3 protein-coding genes are annotated in these 2,993 nt (G+C 39.9%); 1 reads left to right on the top strand and 2 read right to left on the bottom strand.

The features are described 5' to 3' along the window. Nucleotides 1-383: 383 nt before the first annotated feature. Entirely contained in the window at nt 384-1,322 is a 939-nt protein-coding gene (locus tag KDK13_RS15250; RefSeq protein ID WP_257285832.1) for a hypothetical protein, read from the top strand. Between the two features lie 66 nt (nt 1,323-1,388). Here KDK13_RS15250 and KDK13_RS15245 read toward each other — a convergent pair whose 3' ends face one another. Both KDK13_RS15245 and KDK13_RS15240 read right to left on the bottom strand, forming a co-directional pair. Further along, on the bottom strand, nt 1,389-2,276 hold the full coding sequence (locus KDK13_RS15245; protein WP_257285831.1) for a hypothetical protein: 888 nt from the start codon (nt 2,274-2,276) through the stop codon (nt 1,389-1,391). Between the two features lie 76 nt (nt 2,277-2,352). Further along, nucleotides 2,353-2,993, bottom strand: a 641-nt coding sequence (locus KDK13_RS15240) for a protein kinase (protein WP_257285830.1), incomplete at its 5' end; no start/stop codon positions are given.

Here is a 2,993-nt window from a genome sequence, read left to right as displayed (position 1 = left end):
GGAGTATACGGTTTGTAGCCGTATCGAGGGTTCGAATCCCTCCCTCACCGCCATTAATTTTTTTCAACTCCTTGATTCCCCTTCCTTTTATTCCAGCTTATTTGTTCTAATTTACCGATGCGTCCAAGAAGTGTCCATTTTACTCAATGGCTTTAATCTAATTGCGTCGTTTAAATATTCTTTGCTGAATTTGGTGTACTTCATGTTCCCACCGTCAAGGCTGTTGCACAACAGATGCAGCTTAGTTGGAACGCTATTGACGGCATAAGGCATTTATCTCTGAACATTATCATATGTTAGTGAGTCTAACTTATTTGTCATGGTCAAAATCAGCTGCATTAATAATAATTTATAACAGTCCAGACTTTTTGGGAGCGTTTTAAATGCAATCTCTTACTTCAATGAGTAATGCTTCTCCATGTTGTCATCAATCAGCAGTAGCAATGAATCCTTACAATTCCGAATGGCTGGCAAAGTCTGTACGAAAGGTTTCTGATGGGCTGTATACATATATGAAAGAGCCTGGTCTTTTTTATGTTATGGAAAAAGTAAATTCAGATAATGTAAGTCATTGGAGAAGATATAGCGATTACCAAATACAGGCTGCTTGCGATCACAAACAGGTTCGTCAACATAATCTTGAGTGCTTTAAAGCACAAGAAGCAGGTCTACCATTTCCCGAAAATAGAAAAATTGAGATAGTTAAAGCAACGCCAGACCCTTTATCAAGATTTAAAAGCTGTATGTCATTCTTTGATCGGGATGGTGTAGATGTCTGGTCAGCTTATGTGTCAAATTCTGATGTTAATCATGGTTTTAAGTTTGAGGCTATAGAGGCTCGTGAGTCTATTGAGATGGCTGTTGCCGTTTTGACCCATAAGGATGCGCCGTTTCAGCTGCATATGGGAGTGCATAGAAGTCCTGAGTACATGTTAGGACAAAATATTGCCCATAAAGGAATCTCAATAGATTTACACAGCTTCGCAGCATATGTGCTTAGAAATATTTCAGAGAAAAGAAAAGAATTTGTTATTACTACTCCGATGAAAAGTATGGCAGATATTTTCAAAAAACATCTTGACTCAAATAGTTTTCAGGAAGGCGCTAATTTCGATGGTAGTTATATAAAAACACGTGGCGATACTTACTATGATGAAAATTATGAATTTAAGCTGCTAAGCTCAGATAATTCTGAAAATCATATTTTCAAAGTTGAGAACAGGGATGGAGTTAATGAGCACTATTGGTTTTTTTATAATACTCAATGTGTGGATTACTTTGTTATCAAAGTTGATAGTATTGCAAAGTTGCCAAGTTCTTAGCTTAGTGTTTAGTTAATAGCAAAAAGTACCCGCCAAACTGACCAATAACCACTTTTAACAAATCAATCATCCATCATTTGCCAGCCGGGATTCTGGGGGAGTAGTCCTGGTTGTCTTACCCGGCGTCCCGGGGTAGGCATTACGGTCACTGATTAACAGTGTTATACCCGTCGACTTTAAACCATATAATTGCTTATACTCTTTGATGGTTTTGTAATTGCAACCAGTTTCAGGGTCGTAACAGCTGCCATCTGGTCTCTCCATAACCCAATGAAGGAATGAGGTATCTTTAGGGGTGATAAGAAGATGAATGTATCGTTCATTGACAGACAGCTCGGGTGGTGAGCAATTGTTTGCGGGACAAACGGTGGATGCTATGAACCACTCTATGCTAAATTTGTTTTTTAAATAGAGCCTCGGAAGCAATTTAGAGCTATAAATCCTTGCGTCAAGCCCAAGCGCTTTTGCGGCAAAAGCCATACGACCTGGAAAGCTATACCCGCCATTCTCCGGCCTGATTTCCAATCTCTTTTTACTGTTATCAAGCAAATCACCGGTAATGGCATATAAGGCTATCTCGGCACTTTTATCCTCAATACTTTGCCCATTAAATCCATATCTTTTCTTTTTGGGAAGATGACTGACACCAAGCTCATAAGCCACTTGCCTGAGAGCCTGGGCTCCACAACTATTGGCGTATTGTTGTTCTGGTAGTGGCTTTTCTGCATGGGAAACTGCTTTAGTTTTCCTGGAGTGCAAAAATGTATCAATGAAATGACTTTCCCTGCAGTGCCAAATCATGTTGTTAAATTTTCGCTCTGGTACTGTTACTTTCCGTCCAAGCAGCCAGTAGGCAACCCCATTTAAACGGGCTATCCCAGTTTGTGTATTGTAAAAATAAGATGCAGCATCCCTACCTGATATTTCAACACCTTTGGTGCCAGTTATGATCATATTTACTCCTTATAAGAATGACATATATTAATTTTGATTGACTCAGATCCATTACAATGTGCACATATCAAGAATATCACGAAGCAAGGTAAGGGTGCTCCAACGCTTCAGTGGGGGATAGCCGCTTTTTAGGATCCAGTTCCGTTAACGCCATGAAAAAATCAGCAGCTTGTTCGCCTTCCTTTTCCCGAAGCTGCAGGTATGTAGATTCTCTTAATCTGTCCAGTCTTTCCTCAGCAGCTTCAAGATTCAGGAGAAGATACCACAGCAAGCCAGCGGAAATATAATCGATTACAGGGCAACCTAAACACATTTCAGCAAACGTACACCCCAGGGACCAGGAGTCTGCCTTGTCATTTGGATAACTTTTCAATTCATACAGTTTTTCCAATGGCATATAGAGTGGTGTTCCATTTTTTTTCTGCTCCTTCCCAGCCATTTTTTCGGCAAGCCCAAAATCACATAGCTTCACGACACCTTCATTAGTAATCAGAATGTTGTCAGGTTTAATATCATGATGCTGGTAACCGGCTTTATACAGTGAGCTGACACCCTTGACCACCTGAAAAATAGTTTTTTTCAAATTTTCATCTTTGAAATTACCGTTCTCTTTTGAATAATGTGGTAAATCCTGCCCCCCATACTCCATAAGGGCATATTTCTCATCTGATCTTCCCCGGCTCATGGCAACAATCTTTATAATGTTCTCTGTGTCCC

Origin of the sequence: Endozoicomonas sp. SESOKO1 (assembly GCF_024606265.1) — a bacterium.
Classification (GTDB): domain Bacteria; phylum Pseudomonadota; class Gammaproteobacteria; order Pseudomonadales; family Endozoicomonadaceae; genus Endozoicomonas.
The sequence above is the reverse complement of the archived record's forward strand: the minus strand, read 5'-3'. Positions and strand labels throughout refer to the sequence as shown.

Bases quoted from the DNA above. Each gene is read 5' to 3' on its own strand.
- KDK13_RS15250 (WP_257285832.1), top strand. From the start codon at position 384: ATGCAATCTCTTACTTCAATGAGTAATGCTTCTCCATGTTGTCATCAA.
- KDK13_RS15245 (WP_257285831.1), bottom strand. From the start codon at position 2,276: ATGATCATAACTGGCACCAAAGGTGTTGAAATATCAGGTAGGGATGCT.